Raw genomic sequence first — 14,518 nt, 5'->3', positions numbered from 1 at the left:
CCCCGTCACCGGGGCGGGCGTCGCCCGGCGTCAGACATGGCGCCGGGCGCCCGCCGCCAGACCGGCCAGGAAGGCGCCGGTCTCCGGCAGGTCGATCCGCCCCAGCTCACCGGGGCGGACCACCACGTGCAGTTCGCGGCAGACCGGCCGCTCCCAGGAGTGCACGACGAAGGACAGCAGGATCAGCCGCAGCAAACTGTCCTCGTCCAGGTCGTGCAGCCGGGCCAGGCCCGCGCCGGTCAACGGCATGGTGAGGCGTTCGAGCTGGCCGTGCCGGTGGACGGCGTCCCACAGCCGGTCCAGGCCGAGCCACAGGTCCTGCACCTTGGAGGAGGCGACGCAGTCGTTGCCCATCCGGCTGTAGGCGACGGCGAAGACGAGGTCGGGCCGGGTGCCGAGGACGGCGACCGTGCCGACCGGGTACCGGGCCCGCTTGCCCCGCGGCTTGTCCCGCGCGCTCTCCCACGCCACCGGGGTCACCCCCGCGAGCGCGGCGGCCAGTTCCGCGTCCAGCCGCCGGGCGTCCCCCGCGTAGCGCCGGGCGAGCAACTGCCCCTGCACACTGCCGTCGTTGATGACGACACCGTCGTCCACGACGGTGTCGAACGTGTCGGTGAACCCCACCACGAGCTGGCCGGGCTGCTCGAAGAGGTCGCCCTCCTCGACCACCACCGTCATCCCGGGGCGGGTGAACTCCTGCCGTACGGCGGCCTGGGGACGCGCCCGGGCGAGCCCCCAGGCCAGGCACAGGGTCACGGAGCCGGCCAGCACCAGCCCGGGCCGGGACACGACGTCCGGGAACAGCTGGCCGGCGAACTGCACGACGGCCGACACCCCGCCGAAGGCCGCCAGCACGCTGCCCGCGAACACCCGCCGTTCGCGCCACGAGCGCAGGAGGCGCGGCCGCGCGGCCCGCGGCGACGGGCGGGGACCGGTCAATCGCATGCTTGCCTCCGGGGCACCTTGGTACGCTGACCGCACTGTTGACGGGACGTCACGCGGCGGAGGGGGCGAGGCGCGTGCAGACCCGTGCACCGTGCATACGGGTGAGCGTTCTGGGCCCCGTCCGGCTGGACGTGAACGGCGCCGCCGTGCGCCTCACCCCGCTCACCGCCCGGCTGCTGCTCCGGCTGGTCGCCGCCGACGGCGAGGCGATCACCGCCCGCCGGCTGTACCTGGACGTCTGGCAGCCGACCGTGGAACTGCCGCACCAGGACCTGCGCAACCGCAACGAGGTGCAGAAACGGATCCTGGAGCTGCGGCGCGCGTTCGACCGCGCCGGCCCCGGACACGGCGCCCGGGTCGTGCGCACCGGCCGGCTGCCCACCGCGCGCGGCGCCGAGAGCACCTACCGGCTCGACCTCGCCGACGACGAACTGGACAGCGCGCAGTTCACACGCCTGGTGGGCGACGCGCTGCGCGCGGCACCGGCCTCGGCCGTCCGGCTGCTCACCGACGCCCTGCGGCTGTGGCGCGGCCGGCCGCTGACCGAGGTGCGGGACGAGCAGTTCGCGCGCGCGCCGGTCCGGCGGCTGACCCAGCTCAGGGAGACCGCGCTGCGGGAACTGATCGCCGGCCACACCGCGCTGGGCCGCTACGACCTCGCCCTGCCGGTGGCCGAACAGGCCGCCCGGGAACGCCCGGACGACCCGGAGGCCGCCGCGGCCCTCGCCCGTCTGAACGCCCGGCTGCGCGAGCGGCACGGCGACGAACTGCTGCGCCACACGCTGCGCGGGCTGCGGGTGGACGTCGTCGTGGTGCGCGGCGACCTGTTCGACCAGGAGGACGCCAACCTGGTCGTGGGGTTCTCCGACACCTTCGACACCTCCACCGACGACATCGTCATCAGCCGGGAGAGCGTGCAGGGGCAGCTCGTCGACCGCCTCTTCGAAGGGCGGCACCGGCTGCTCGACGACCAGCTGCGCCGGGGGCTGAGGGAGGTCACCCCGCTGGCCACCGAGAGCGTCCGGGCCAAGCCGCGCGGCCGGCGCACCCGCTACCCGATCGGCACGGCCGTGCCGGTCCCGGTGGGCAAACGCCGGGTCTTCGCCCTCGCCTACTCCCGGCTGGGCAACGACCTGCGTGCCCGGTCCGCCCCGGCCGACCTGCGGCTGAGCCTGGAACGCCTGTGGCCGTCGGTCGCCCGGCACGGCCTGTTCAGGCCGGTGGCGATACCGCTCATCGGCGCCGGCCTGTCCCGCCTGGTCGAACTCGACCACACCCAGCTGCTGTCGCTGATCGTCGAGACCTTCACCGAGAGCCTGCGCCAGGACCCGGCCGTCTGCCCCGAGCTGCGGATCGTCGTCCGGGACGAGGAGCTGGAGCGGACCGACCTCTCGGCGGTCGAGGCGTTCCTGCGGGACGCGGACGAGCGGGGCCCGGTGCTCCCGCCGGCCGGCACGGTCTGAGCTGTTCACACCCCCAGCGAAGCCCCGCACCCGCTTCCGCCGACAGTCACCGTCCGCTTCCGGAACGCTTCCGGGAGTCGCCGGCCGGTACCGGGCGCGGAAACCGGCGGGCGCGGAAACCGCCGAGGGGCGGGTGAAGCGGGGCCCCGGTGGTCAGGATGGAGGCATGGGATTCCATGTCGACTCCGAGGCCGGGCGGCTGCGCCGCGTCATCCTGCACCGGCCGGATCTGGAGCTCAAGAGGCTCACCCCCAGCAACAAGGACGCCCTGCTCTTCGACGACGTGCTCTGGGTGCGCCGGGCGCGCGCCGAGCACGACGGCTTCGCCGACGTACTGCGCGACCGGGGGGTCGAGGTGCACCTCTTCGGGGACCTGCTCGCCGAGACCCTGGCGCTCCCCGAGGCCCGCGCGCTCGTCCTGGACCGGGTCTTCGACGAGAAGGAGTACGGCCCGCTCGCCACCGACCACCTGCGCGCCGCCTTCGACCGGATGACCCCGGGCGAGCTGGCCGAGGCCCTGGTCGGCGGCATGACCAAGCGGGAGTTCCTGGCGGAGCACGCGGAACCGACCTCGGTCCGCTTCCACGTCATGGAGCTGGACGACTTCCTGCTCCGCCCGCTGCCCAACCACCTCTTCACCCGCGACACCTCGGCGTGGATCTACGACGGCGTCTCCATCAACGCCATGCGCTGGCCGGCCCGGCAGCGGGAGACCGTCCACTTCGAGGCGATCTACCGCCACCACCCGCTGTTCCGTGACGAAACGTTCCATGTGTGGTCCCGGGGGCAGGCGGACTACCCCTCCACCATCGAGGGCGGCGACGTCCTGGTGATCGGCAACGGCGCCGTGCTGATCGGCATGAGCGAGCGCACCACCCCGCAGGCCGTGGAGATGCTGGCGCACAAGCTGTTCGCGGCCGGTTCCGCCCGTACGATCGTCGCGCTCGACATGCCGAAGCGGCGCGCCTTCATGCATCTCGACACGGTGATGACCATGGTCGACGGCGACACCTTCACCCAGTACGCCGGCCTCGGCATGCTCCGCTCGTACACCATCGAGCCGGGCGTCGGCGAGCGCGAGCTGAAGGTCACCGACCATCCGGCGGAGCACATGCACCGCGCGATCGCCGCCGCGCTCGGCCTCGGCGAGATCAGGGTGCTGACCGCCACGCAGGACGTGCACGCCGCCGAGCGCGAGCAGTGGGACGACGGCTGCAACGTCCTCGCCGTCGAACCCGGCGTCGTGGTCGCCTACGAGCGGAACTCCACCACCAACACGCATCTGCGCAAGCAGGGCATCGAGGTGATCGAGATCCCGGGCAGCGAGCTGGGCCGGGGCAGGGGCGGCCCCCGGTGCATGAGCTGTCCGGTGGAGCGGGACCCCGTATGAGATCGCGGTATGAGATCGAAGTATGAGATCGCATAGAAATGTGAAGGGTCGTATAGACTTCCAACGTCCCCTGTAGTCATACATCTGGAGCGCCCCCCATGGCGACAGTCCCGACCGCCCTCGCCGGCCGCCACTTCCTCAAGGAGCTCGACTTCACCGAGGAGGAGTTCCGCGGCCTGGTCGAGCTGGCCGCCGAGCTGAAGGCCGCCAAGAAGGCCGGGACCGAGACCCCCTGCCTGCGGGGCAGGAACATCGCGCTGATCTTCGAGAAGACCTCGACGCGCACCCGCTGCGCGTTCGAGGTCGCCGCCGCCGACCAGGGCGCCCACACCACCTACCTCGACCCCTCGGGCTCGCAGATCGGGCACAAGGAGTCGGTCAGGGACACCGCGCGCGTGCTGGGCCGGATGTTCGACGGCATCGAGTACCGGGGCGACAGCCAGGCCAAGATCGAGGAACTGGCCGCCTACGCCGGCGTGCCCGTCTACAACGGCCTCACCGACGACTGGCACCCCACCCAGATGCTCGCCGACGTGCTCACCATGACCGAGCACAGCGCCAAGCCGCTGCGGAAGATCGCCTTCGCCTACCTCGGCGACGCCCGCTTCAACATGGGCAACTCGTACCTGGTCACCGGTGCCCTGCTCGGCATGGACGTACGGATCGTCGCCCCGAAGGCCTACTGGCCCGCCCAGGAGATCGTCGACCGCGCCCACGAGCTCGCCGCGACCAGTGGTGCCCGCGTCACCCTCACCGAGGACATCACCGAGGGCGTCCTGGGTGCGGACTTCGTCGCCACCGACGTCTGGGTCTCCATGGGAGAGCCCAAGGAGGTGTGGGACGAGCGGATCACGGCCCTCGCCCCCTACGCCGTGACCATGGACGTGCTCCACGCCACCGGCAACCCGGACGTGAAGTTCCTGCACTGCCTGCCGGCCTTCCACGACCTCGGCACCACGGTGGGGCAGCAGATCCACGAGACCCACGGCCTGGCGTCGCTGGAGGTGACGGACGAGGTCTTCGAGTCCGCCCACTCGATCGTCTTCGACGAGGCCGAGAACCGCCTGCACACCATCAAGGCGGTGCTGGTCGCCACACTCGGCCGGGAAACCCTTGCCTGACCCGCCTCACCAGGCCTTATCCTGACCGGCGGCCCCGAGCCACCCCTTCTCGGAGCCGACGCCGCGCCCCTATGACGGGCGCCCGCACCACCAGAAACGAGCACCACCCGCATGCCCGCTCCCCGCATCAAGTCCCCGCACCTGCTCGTCGCCGAATCCGGAGCCGACCGCGAGGGACACGGCCTGAAGCGCACCATGGGCCTCTTCCAGCTCATCTGCTTCGGCGTCGGCGCCATCGTCGGCACCGGCATCTTCGTCGGTCTGTCCGACTCCGTGGCACAGGCCGGCCCCGCCGTCGTCATCTCCTTCGTCCTCGCCGCGCTGACCTGCGTCTTCACCGCCTTCTCCTTCGCGGAGCTGGGCGGTGCCATCCCGGTCTCCGGCTCCTCGTACTCCTTCGCCTACGCCGGCCTCGGCGAGTCCACCGCCTTCCTGGTCGGCTGGTGCCTGCTGCTGGAGTACGGCATCTCCATCTCGGCCGTCGCGGTCGGCTGGAGCGAGTACGTCAACGAGCTGCTGCACAGCCTCACCGGCCTCCAGCTCCCGGCCGCCCTGTCCGCGGGACCCGGCGACGGCGGCCTCGTCAACCTCCCCGCCGTGCTCGTCATCGCCATGGCCTCCGTGCTGCTGGTGCGCGGGGTGCGCGAGAGCGCCCGGGCCACCGCCGCCATGGCCGCGGTGAAGCTCGCGATCCTCCTCGCCTTCTGCGCCATCGGCTACAGCGCCTTCAAGCACGGCAACCTCACGCCGTTCTCCCCGGCCGGCCTCGGCGGCATCGGCGCGGGCACCACCGCCGCGTTCTTCTCCTACATCGGCTTCGACGCGATCACCACCGCCGGCGAGGAGGCGAAGAACCCGCGCCGGGACATCCCGGTCGCGATCATGGTGTGCATGGGGCTCGTGACGCTGCTGTACTGCGCGGTCGCGCTCGCCGCGATCGGCGCCATCGGCGGCGACCAGGTCGCCGGCCGGCCCGCCGCCCTCTCCTACGTCGTCAACGAGGTCACCGGCTCCGCCGTCGGCGGCGGTGTCATCGCCTTCGGCGCGGTCGTCGCCATCGCCTCCGTGGTCCTCGCCGTGATGTACGGCCAGACCCGCATCCTGATGTCGATGTCCCGGGACGGCCTGATCCCGCGCGTCTTCGAGAAGGTCAGCCCGAAGACCTCCACACCGGTCGCCGGCACCCTGATCGTCGCGGTCGTCTTCGCGCTCCCGGCGGCCTTCGCCTCCCTGGACGCCGTGATGAACCTGTGCACCATCGGCACGCTCGCCATCATGGCCGTCGTCAACATCGTGGTGATCGCCCTGCGCCGCCGCGAACCGGGCCTCTCCCGAAGCTTCCGGGTGCCGCTCTACCCGGTGGCCCCGCTGCTCGGCGTCGCCTTCTGCCTGTACCTGATGTACGAGACCGGCTGGCGGACCTGGATCCAGTTCGCCGTGTTCCTCGGGGTGGGCCTGCTGGTCTACGCCGGCTACGGCCGCCGGCACTCCACGCTGGCGCGGCCGGCCGCCGAGGTCACGCCGGCCGGCGCTGAGCGGGAACCACAGGCAGTCTGAACCACACCGCCTTGCCCGACGGGGTGGGGCGGTGCCCGCAGGACGAGCTGAGGGCGCGGATCAGCAGCAGCCCGCGCCCGCCCTCCTGCCAGACGTCGGGCTCCTCGATCACGGGCCGGGTCAGGTGCCCGGGCGGCGCCGGGTCCGGGTCGTGCACCTCGACCTGGCAACCGGTCGGCGCCAGCTCCACCACCAGCTCTATCGGGCCGCGCCCGGCGGTGTGCTCCACCGCGTTGGCCACCAGCTCGGCCGTGAGCAGCTCCGCCGTGTCGCAGTCGGTCACGTGCTCCACCTCGGTGAGGGCCGTGCGCACCAGGGCGCGCGCCACGGGCACCGCCGCCGCGGTGTGCGGCAGCGCGATGCGCCAGGAGGCCGATTCGGCGGGGCGTTCGTGCAAGGCGAGTCCGTTCATGGAGCAGGCTGTCCTGCTTTCCGACTGTAGGAATGGTACGGGCCCGGCCACTGAAGGCCGTCGCCGGGCTGCGTCCGGGACCCCTCGGGCCCCGGCACCGGGCGACCTACCCAGGCGAACGGCCCGCCTCGCCCGCGCGTCCGCACTGTTACGGCGCTGTCGACAACCGGTGACCGATGCGACGGGACGCGGCCGGTCGCGGCAGCGCGCCGACGGGCATGTCGCGTTCTGGTGACGACAGTCACGAACAGGTGATAACTTCGTGGGGTAGAGCAACGTACGGCACCGCCGCGCTAGGAGGCCGCACGTCATGAGTCCCTTCACCGGCTCCGCCCCCCGCACCGCCGACTGGGCACACCTGCGGGTCGGGATCGCCGACGGGGTGGCCACCGTCACCCTCGCCCGCCCCGAGAAACTCAACGCGCTCACCTTCGGCGCCTACGCCGATCTGCGCGACCTGCTCGCCGAGCTGTCCCGGGAGCGCGCGGTGCGCGCCCTCGTCCTGGCCGGCGAGGGCCGCGGCTTCTGCTCCGGCGGTGACGTCGACGAGATCATCGGCGCCACGCTGGCCATGGACACGGCCCAGCTGCTCGACTTCAACCGGATGACCGGCCAGGTCGTCCGGGCGATCCGCGAATGCCCGTTCCCGGTGATCGCGGCGGTGCACGGCGTGGCGGCCGGCGCGGGCGCGGTCCTCGCCCTGGCGGCCGACTTCCGGATCGCCGACCCCTCGGCCCGCTTCGCCTTCCTCTTCACCCGGGTCGGCCTGTCCGGCGGCGACATGGGCGCGGCCTACCTGCTGCCCCGGGTCGTCGGCCTCGGTCACGCCACCCGGCTGCTGATGCTGGGCGAGCCGGTGCGGGCCCCCGAGGCCGAGCGCATCGGCCTGATCAGCGAGCTCGCGGAGGAGGGCCGGGCGGACCAGACGGCCGCCGAGCTGGCCCGCCGCCTGGCCGAGGGCCCGGCCCTCGCCCACGCCCAGACCAAGGCGCTGCTCACGGCCGAGCTGGACATGCCCCTGGCGGCCGCGGTGGAACTGGACGCCTCGACCCAGGCCCTGCTGATGAACGGCGAGGACTACGCGGAGTTCCACGCGGCCTTCACGGAGAAGCGCCCGCCGAAGTGGCGGGGGAGGTGAGGCCCGGTGCGCGTGGCGATCATCGGCGGCGGCCCCGGCGGACTCTACGCCGCCGCCCTGCTGAAACGCCTCGACCCCGCCCGCGACGTCACCGTCTGGGAACGCAACGCCCCCGATGAGACCTTCGGCTTCGGCGTGGTCCTCTCCGACGAGACCCTCGGCGGCATCGAACACGCCGACCCCGTCGTCCACGAAGCCCTGCGGCGCGACTTCGTGCGCTGGGACGACATCGACATAGTGCGCCGCGGCACACGGCACCGCTCCGGCGGCCACGGGTTCGCCGCGCTCGGCCGGCACCGGCTGCTGGAGATCCTCCACACGCGCTGCCGCTCCCTGGGCGTGGAGCTGCGGTTCTCCACCGAGGCGCCACCCGTCGACCGGCTCTCGGCGGACCACGACCTCGTCATCGCCGCCGACGGTGTGCACAGCACCACCCGCGAGACCTACTCCCATGTGTTCCGCCCCCAGGTGACCGATCACCACTGCCGCTACATCTGGCTCGCCGCCGACTTCCCCTTCGATGCCTTCCGCTTCGAGATCGCCGAGACGGAACACGGCGTGATGCAGCTGCACGGCTATCCCTATGCGGCAGACTCTTCCACCGTGATCATCGAGATGCGCGAGGAGGTCTGGCGGGCGGCGGGATACGACGAACTCACGCCGCAGGAGTCCGTCGAACGCTGCGCCAAGGTCTTCGCCGACGCGCTCGGCGGGCGCCCCCTGCGCTCCGGCAAGTCCGCCTGGACCACCTTCCGCACCGTGGTCAACGAGCGCTGGTCGCACGGCAACGTCGTCCTCCTCGGCGACGCCGCCCACACCGCCCACTTCTCCATCGGCTCCGGCACAAAGCTCGCCGTCGAGGACGCCCTCGCCCTGGCCGCCTGTCTGACGGAACAGCCGGACGTGCCCGGCGCGCTGGCGGCCTACGAGGAGGAGCGCAAGCCCGTCGTCGCCTCCACGCAGCGGGCCGCCCGGGCCAGCCTGGAGTGGTTCGAGAACCTGCGGCTGTACCTGGGCCAGCCGCCCCGCCAGTTCGCCTTCAACCTGCTCACCCGCAGCCGCCGGGTCACCCACGACAACCTCCGGCTGCGCGACGCCCGCTTCACCGAGGCCGTGGAGCGCGAGTTCGGCTGCCCGCCCGGTACGCCCCCGATGTTCACGCCGTTCCGGCTGCGCGGCCTCACCCTGCGCAACCGGGTCGTCGTGTCACCGATGGACATGTACTGCGCCACCGACGGGGTCCCCGGCGACTTCCACCTCGTCCACCTGGGCGCGCGCGCCCTCGGCGGGGCCGGCCTCGTGATGACCGAGATGGCGTGCGTCAGCGAGGAGGGGCGCATCACCCCCGGCTGCGCGGGCCTCTACACCGGCCGGCAGGCCGAGGCGTGGCGGCGCGTCACCGACTTCGTGCACCGCCAGGCCCCGGGCGCCGCGATCGGCGTACAGCTCGGGCACTCCGGCCGCAAGGGCTCCACGAAGCTGATGTGGGAGGGCATGGACGAGCCGCTGCCCAGCGGCAACTGGCCCGTCGTGGCCCCCTCCCCGCTGCCGTACAAGCCGGGCAGCCAGATACCGCGCGGGCTCTCCCGCGCCCAGCTCACCGACATCCGCGAGCAGTTCGCGGCGGCCGCCTGGCGGGCCGCCCGGGCCGGCTTCGACCTGCTCGAACTGCACTGCGCACACGGCTATCTGCTCTCCGGTTTCCTCTCCCCGCTCACCAATCACCGCACCGACGCCTACGGCGGCTCCCTGGAGAGGCGGCTGCGGTTCCCGCTGGAGGTCTTCGACGCCGTCCGCGAGGTGTGGCCGGGCGAGCGGCCGATGACGGTGCGGATCTCGGCGACCGACTGGGCGGAGGGTGGGACGACCGCCGAGGACGCCGTCGAGATCGCCCGCGCCTTCGCCGCGCACGGCGCCGACGCCATCGACGTCTCGACCGGGCAGGTGGTGGCCGAGGAGCGGCCGGAGTTCGGGCGGTCGTACCAGACGCCGTTCGCCGACCGGATCCGGCAGGAGGTCCGCGTCCCGGTGATCGCGGTCGGCGCGATCTCCTCGTGGGACGACGTCAACTCGCTGATCCTGGCGGGCCGCGCGGACCTGTGCGCGCTGGCCCGGCCGCACCTGTACGACCCGCACTGGACCCTGCACGCGGCGGCCGAACAGGGCTACGAGGGACCCGGCGCGGTCTGGCCCGCCCCCTACCGCGCGGGCAGCCGGCGCCCGCGCACCGGCCGTACCGACGCCCCCCGCCCCCGCCTCTCCCTCAACGGCTGAGATCCACTGCCCGTGGAACGCCGGGTGTCACAGCCCGGCGAACTCCGCGCCCGCGTCGCGCAGCCGTTCGTGCAGGCGGCGGAATACCTGGGCCGAGCGGACGCCCGGCCAGTCCGCCGGGAGGAGGTGGGTGGGCAGGCCCGGGTCGGTGTAGGGGAGGTGGCGCCAGGAGTCGAGGGCGAGGAGGTAGTCGTGGTACGCCTCCTGGGGCGGGGTGCCGGGCCGGCGCTCCCAGGCCTGGAGCACGGGCGCGTGCGCGTCCAGGAAACGTTCGTGCTCCTTGGCGATCGCGGCCAGGTCCCACCAGCGGCCCACCGCCTCGGCCGTGGCCGCGAAGCCCAGGTGCTCGCCGCGGAAGAAGTCCACGTACGCGTCCAGGCGCAGCCGCCGCAGGGTGTGCTCCGTCTCCTCGTACAGCCGGGCCGGGGCGATCCACACCCCGGGGGCCGCCGTGCCGAAGCCCAGCCCGGCCAGCCGGGAGCGCAGCACGTGCCGCTTCTGCCGCTCCGACTCCGGGACCGAGAACACCGCGAGCACCCAGCCCTCGTCCGCGACGGGCGCGCCCGCGTAGATGCGCCGGTCGCCGTCCTCCAGCAACTGCCGGGCCTCGGCGGAGAGTTCGTATCCAGCCGCGCCGGACTCGGTGCGGGCCGGTGACAGCAGGCCGCGCCGTTTGAGCCGGGACACCGAGGAACGTACGGAGGGAGCGTCCACGCCGACCGCGGCCAGGAGCCGGATCAGCTCGGCGACGGGCACCGGGCCGGGCATGAAGCGGCCGTACGCGCCGTAGAGCGTGACGATGAGGGACCTGGGGGCGTGCTGCTCGGACACGTTGATCATTTTAGGTCGTCGGCATCACTGCTGGTCACCTCCGGTCCGCAGCTTGAACCGCTGCAGCTTGCCGGTGGCCGTGCGGGGCAGCGCGTCGAGGAAGACGAACTCGCGCGGGCACTTGTAGGGCGCCAGCTGGGAGGTGAGGAACGCGCGCAGGGCCGCCGGGTCGCGCCGGGCCCCGGCGCGCAGCACCGTGTAGGCGATCGCCACCTGGCCGCGGGCCTCGTCGGGGTGGCCGACGACCGCCGTCTCGGCCACGTCCGGATGGCGCAGCAGCGCCTCCTCCACCTCCGGGCCCGCGATGTTGTACCCGGCGGATATGATCATGTCGTCGGCGCGGGCCACATAGCGGAAGTAGCCGTCGGCCTCGCGGACGTAGGTGTCGCCGGTGATGTTCCAGCCGCCCCGGACGTAGTGCCGCTGCCGGGGATCGGCGAGGTAGCGGCAGCCGACCGGGCCGCGTACGGCCAGCAGGCCGGGCTCGCCGTCGGGCACTGGCCTGCCGTCGGCGTCCTGGACGCGCGCCTGCCAGCCCGGCACCGGCAGGCCCGTGGTCCCGGGCCGGATCCGCTCGTCGGCGGCGGAGATGAAGATGTGCAGCAGTTCCGTGGCGCCGATGCCGTTGATGACCCGCAGGCCCGTGCGCTCGTGCCAGGCCCGCCAGGTGGCCGTCGGCAGGTTCTCGCCGGCCGACACACAGCGCCGCAGGGACGACACGTCGTACGTGTCCAGCTCCTCCAGCATGGTGCGGTAGGCGGTCGGCGCGGTGAACAGGACCGAGACGCGGTGCTCGGCTATCGCGGGGAGCAGTTGCCGGGGGCCCGCCTGTTCGAGGAGCAGGGCGCTGGCGCCGGCCCGCAGCGGGAAGATCACCAGTCCGCCGAGGCCGAAGGTGAAGCCCAGCGGGGGACTTCCGGTGAAGACGTCGTCCCGCTGGGGGCGCACCAGATGCCGGGAGAACGTGTCGGCTGCCGCCAGCACATCCCGGTGGAAGTGCATGCACCCTTTCGGGCGACCCGTCGTGCCGGAGGTGAACGCGATCAGGGCGACGTCGTCGGAGGCGGTGTCCACCGCCGGGTAGGGGTCGGCGGGGGCCGGCCGGCGCAGCAGGTCGTCGGGGGTGTCACCGCCGTACGTCGTGATCCGCAGCCCGGGTACCGCGGCCTTCGCCAGGTCGTCCACCACCCGGATGTCGCACAGCGCGTGCCCGACCCGGGCGATCTCGCACAGGGTCGCCAGCTCGTACGGGCGCTGCTGGGCCAGCACGGTGACCGCGACCGCGCCCGCCTTCAGCACGGCCAGCCAGCAGGCGGCGAGCCAGGGCGTGGTCGGGCCGCGCAGCAGCACGCGGTTGCCCGGGACCACGCCCAGGGTGCCGGTGAGCACGTGTGCGATGCGGTCGACCCGCGCGCGCAGCTCTCCGTACGTCCAGGTGGGGCCGTCCGGGGTGTGGAACACCGGGCGGGCCGGGTCGGCGTGGTCCAGGAGTTCGGCGGCGCAGTTGAGCCGGTCGGGGTACCGCAGCTCCGGCAGGTCGAACCGCAGCTCGGGCCACTCGTGCGGCGGGGGCAGATGGTCGCGCGCGAAGGTGTCGACGTGGGCCGAGCGATGCATGGCGGCCGCCCCCTTGCCGTGGCAGAGGTCCGCGACATCCGGGACGGATGTCCGGACGGGCTTCCTGGTGGGCTCGCGCTCCCCCAGAGGGGGACCCCCAGCGTATCGTGTTGGTGACGGCAGTCAACTGTGCGCGATAACGTCGGGCGGTGGGCAGGGAAGGACGTGGGGACGGCCACGGACCCGCCCCGGAGGGAGGACCGGCTGTGTCCGCATTCTCACTCGGACCGGAGCAGACCGCCTGGTGTGCCGAGCTGCGCGAGCTGGCCGCCGAACGGCTGCGCCCGCTCGCCGATCGAGGCGAACCCGGCCGCGTCAACCGGCCGCTCCTCGCCGAACTCGGCCGGCTCGGCCTGCTCGCGCGGCTGTTCGACTCCGGTGCGCTGGACCTGTGCCTGATGCGGGAGTCCCTGGCCCAGACCTGCACGGAGGCCGAGACCGCCCTCGCCCTCCAGGGGCTCGGCGCCCACCCGGTGCACGCCCACGGCACCCCGGCCCAGCGGGAGCGCTGGCTGCCCCGGGTCGCCGACGGCAGCGCGGTGGCGGCCTTCGCGCTCAGCGAGCCCGGCGCCGGCTCGGACGCGGCGGCGCTCACCCTCGCGGCCGAACCGGACGGCGACGGCTGGCGGCTCACGGGCGCCAAGTGCTGGATCTCCAACGCCCCCGAGGCCGACTTCTACACCGTCTTCGCCCGCACCACGCCCGGCGCCGGCGCCCGTGGGGTGACCGCCTTCCTCGTCCCCGCCGACCGGCCCGGACTCACCGGCAGTCCGCTGGAGATGATCTCGCCGCACCCCATCGGCACCCTCGGCTTCGACGCCGTGCCGGTCACCGCCGGCGATCTGCTCGGCGAGCCCGGCCGCGGCTTCGCCGTCGCCATGGGCACCCTCAACCTCTTCCGTCCCAGCGTCGGCGCCTTCGCGGTCGGCATGGCCCAGGCCGCGCTGGACGCCACCGTGGACCACACCAGCCGGCGCGAGGCCTTCCACGGGAGACTGATGGACCTCCAGGCCGTGTCCCACCAGGTCGCCGAGATGGCCCTGCGCACCGAGGCGGCCCGGCTCATGGTGTACGCGGCCGCCGCGGCCCACGACGCCGGTGCCGCCGACGTGCCCCGGCGCGCCGCGATGGCCAAGCTGCTCGCCACGGAGACCGCGCAGTACGTCGTCGACACCGCCGTCCAGTTGCACGGCGCCCGCGCCCTGCGCCGCGGCCACCTCCTCGAACACCTCTACCGCGAGGTGCGCGCGCCCCGCATCTACGAGGGGGCGAGCGAGGTACAACGCGGCATCATCGCCAAGGACTTGTACGCCACGGCACAGAAGGAGGCACGGTGACGACCGAGCGCGTCAACCCGCCCGGACTGTCCCCGCCCACGGGCTTCTCGCACGCCGTCGTCGCGGCCGGCTCCCGCGTGGTGTTCCTCGCCGGGCAGACCGCCCTGGACGCCGACGGCAAGATCACCGGCGACACGCTGCCCGAGCAGTTCGCGAAGGCCCTCGGCAACCTCCTCGCCGCCCTGCGCGCGGCCGGCGGCACCCCAGCCGACCTCGCCCGGGTCACCGTCTACGCCACGGACGTCGCCGCGTACCGCGCCCACGCGCGGCAACTCGGCCGGATCTGGCGCCAGTCGGCGGGCCGCGACTATCCGGCGATGGCCGTCGTGGAGGTCGTACGCCTGTGGGACGAGCGGGCGCTGGTCGAGCTGGACGGGTTCGCCGTACTGCCGTAGCCGGGCCGGGGGCGTGGTGCCGGACGCTGCCGTGACCG

At 73.2% G+C, this 14,518-nt stretch carries 12 protein-coding genes; 8 read left to right on the top strand and 4 right to left on the bottom strand.

From position 1 onward, the window contains the following. Nucleotides 1-30 precede the first annotated feature (30 nt). Complete coding sequence (locus C3492_RS25625; RefSeq protein ID WP_258055886.1) at nucleotides 31-945, bottom strand: macro domain-containing protein; 915 nt, start codon at nucleotides 943-945, stop codon at nucleotides 31-33. A gap of 101 nt (nucleotides 946-1,046) precedes the next feature. Here C3492_RS25625 and C3492_RS25620 point away from each other — a divergent pair, with 101 nt between their 5' ends. The 4 genes from C3492_RS25620 (at nucleotide 1,047) to C3492_RS25605 (ending at nucleotide 6,476) form a co-directional block, all read left to right on the top strand. Next, nucleotides 1,047-2,408: a macro domain-containing protein gene (locus tag C3492_RS25620; protein ID WP_258055885.1), complete on the top strand. Its 1,362-nt coding sequence runs from the start codon at nucleotides 1,047-1,049 to the stop codon at nucleotides 2,406-2,408. A 166-nt stretch (nucleotides 2,409-2,574) separates the two neighbouring features. After that, nucleotides 2,575-3,798: an arginine deiminase gene (locus C3492_RS25615; protein WP_103814430.1), complete on the top strand. Its 1,224-nt coding sequence runs from the start codon at nucleotides 2,575-2,577 to the stop codon at nucleotides 3,796-3,798. A gap of 98 nt (nucleotides 3,799-3,896) precedes the next feature. Then, nucleotides 3,897-4,919, top strand: coding sequence for an ornithine carbamoyltransferase (gene argF / locus C3492_RS25610; protein WP_103814428.1), 1,023 nt, complete (start codon nucleotides 3,897-3,899; stop codon nucleotides 4,917-4,919). 111 nt (nucleotides 4,920-5,030) lie between these two features. Next, nucleotides 5,031-6,476: an amino acid permease gene (locus tag C3492_RS25605; RefSeq protein ID WP_103814426.1), complete on the top strand. Its 1,446-nt coding sequence runs from the start codon at nucleotides 5,031-5,033 to the stop codon at nucleotides 6,474-6,476. On the opposite strand, the gene C3492_RS25600 is transcribed toward C3492_RS25605, so the two are convergent. Beyond that, nucleotides 6,436-6,888: an ATP-binding protein gene (locus tag C3492_RS25600; protein ID WP_103814425.1), complete on the bottom strand. Its 453-nt coding sequence runs from the start codon at nucleotides 6,886-6,888 to the stop codon at nucleotides 6,436-6,438. The two genes, C3492_RS25605 and C3492_RS25600, sit on opposite strands and share 41 nt — an antisense overlap. 310 nt (nucleotides 6,889-7,198) lie before the next feature. Here C3492_RS25600 and C3492_RS25595 point away from each other — a divergent pair, with 310 nt between their 5' ends. Together C3492_RS25595 and C3492_RS25590 are read left to right on the top strand one after the other, a co-directional pair. Continuing rightward, nucleotides 7,199-8,026 (top strand): enoyl-CoA hydratase family protein, encoded by an 828-nt coding sequence (locus tag C3492_RS25595; RefSeq protein WP_103814423.1) that lies wholly within the window; start codon nucleotides 7,199-7,201, stop codon nucleotides 8,024-8,026. A 6-nt stretch (nucleotides 8,027-8,032) separates the two neighbouring features. Next, nucleotides 8,033-10,300 carry a bifunctional salicylyl-CoA 5-hydroxylase/oxidoreductase gene (locus C3492_RS25590; protein ID WP_103814421.1) on the top strand — a complete coding sequence of 756 codons (2,268 nt, stop codon included), beginning with the start codon at nucleotides 8,033-8,035 and terminating at the stop codon, nucleotides 10,298-10,300. Between the two features lie 27 nt (nucleotides 10,301-10,327). Here the strand turns inward: C3492_RS25590 and C3492_RS25585 are convergent, their stop codons facing one another. Both C3492_RS25585 and C3492_RS25580 read right to left on the bottom strand, forming a co-directional pair. Then, a complete protein-coding gene (locus C3492_RS25585; protein WP_103814419.1) occupies nucleotides 10,328-11,140 on the bottom strand; it encodes a PaaX family transcriptional regulator C-terminal domain-containing protein in 813 nt (270 codons plus the stop codon). Between the two features lie 15 nt (nucleotides 11,141-11,155). Further along, a complete protein-coding gene (locus C3492_RS25580) occupies nucleotides 11,156-12,748 on the bottom strand; it encodes an AMP-binding protein (RefSeq protein ID WP_103814417.1) in 1,593 nt (530 codons plus the stop codon). Between the two features lie 206 nt (nucleotides 12,749-12,954). Between C3492_RS25580 and C3492_RS25575 the strand changes: the two genes are divergently transcribed. Together C3492_RS25575 and C3492_RS25570 are read left to right on the top strand one after the other, a co-directional pair. Further along, nucleotides 12,955-14,085, top strand: coding sequence for an acyl-CoA dehydrogenase family protein (locus C3492_RS25575; RefSeq protein ID WP_103814415.1), 1,131 nt, complete (start codon nucleotides 12,955-12,957; stop codon nucleotides 14,083-14,085). Beyond that, the gene (locus tag C3492_RS25570; protein WP_103814535.1) at nucleotides 14,082-14,480 is read left to right on the top strand and encodes a RidA family protein; all 399 of its coding nucleotides are present in this window, start codon (nucleotides 14,082-14,084) and stop codon (nucleotides 14,478-14,480) included. The genes C3492_RS25575 and C3492_RS25570 overlap by 4 nt, the downstream gene beginning before the upstream one ends. Nucleotides 14,481-14,518: the final 38 nt, after the last annotated feature.

Origin of the sequence: Streptomyces sp. Ru62, assembly GCF_002920615.1 — a bacterium.
In the GTDB taxonomy this organism is placed as follows: domain Bacteria; phylum Actinomycetota; class Actinomycetes; order Streptomycetales; family Streptomycetaceae; genus Streptomyces.
Note: the sequence above shows the minus strand (reverse complement) of the source record. Positions and strands in the feature narration are given on the sequence as shown.

Coding starts and splice junctions, on each gene's coding strand:
- C3492_RS25625 (WP_258055886.1), bottom strand. CDS start 945: ATGCGATTGACCGGTCCCCGCCCGTCGCCGCGGGCCGCGCGGCCGCGC.
- C3492_RS25615 (WP_103814430.1), top strand. CDS start 2,575: ATGGGATTCCATGTCGACTCCGAGGCCGGGCGGCTGCGCCGCGTCATC.
- argF (WP_103814428.1), top strand. CDS start 3,897: ATGGCGACAGTCCCGACCGCCCTCGCCGGCCGCCACTTCCTCAAGGAG.
- C3492_RS25605 (WP_103814426.1), top strand. CDS start 5,031: ATGCCCGCTCCCCGCATCAAGTCCCCGCACCTGCTCGTCGCCGAATCC.
- C3492_RS25600 (WP_103814425.1), bottom strand. CDS start 6,888: ATGAACGGACTCGCCTTGCACGAACGCCCCGCCGAATCGGCCTCCTGG.
- C3492_RS25595 (WP_103814423.1), top strand. CDS start 7,199: ATGAGTCCCTTCACCGGCTCCGCCCCCCGCACCGCCGACTGGGCACAC.
- C3492_RS25585 (WP_103814419.1), bottom strand. CDS start 11,140: ATGATCAACGTGTCCGAGCAGCACGCCCCCAGGTCCCTCATCGTCACG.
- C3492_RS25580 (WP_103814417.1), bottom strand. CDS start 12,748: ATGCATCGCTCGGCCCACGTCGACACCTTCGCGCGCGACCATCTGCCC.